Origin of the sequence: Microbacterium sp. MMO-56, assembly GCF_037146215.1 — a bacterium.
Lineage (GTDB): Bacteria > Actinomycetota > Actinomycetes > Actinomycetales > Microbacteriaceae > Microbacterium.
On record NZ_JBBCVW010000058.1, the window covers coordinates 1 to 235 of the forward strand.

1 protein-coding gene is annotated in these 235 nt (G+C 73.6%); it reads right to left on the reverse strand.

The annotated features are described in order from the left end of the window. On the reverse strand, positions 1–235 hold a 235-nt coding region (locus WFI00_RS17765; protein WP_336633689.1), incomplete at both ends, for a hypothetical protein.

Sequence of the window (235 nt, forward strand, 5' to 3'; positions counted from 1 at the left end):
GCCGGTCTGGACGACGGGGCGGGTGCGGTCGGTGCCGGGGATGGGTGCGGACCAGGCGTAGGTCTTGTGGGTGTGGCCGGTGAAGATGGCGTCCACGGAGGGTGCGGTGTCCGTGACGATCTGCGCGAACGCGCCGCCGGCGGCGGTCTCCTGATCGAGGGTGGCGCCGTCGGGGGTGCCTGCTCCGGCGCCGTCGTGGTAGAGCGCGACGAGCACGTCGGCTTCGCCGTTGGCG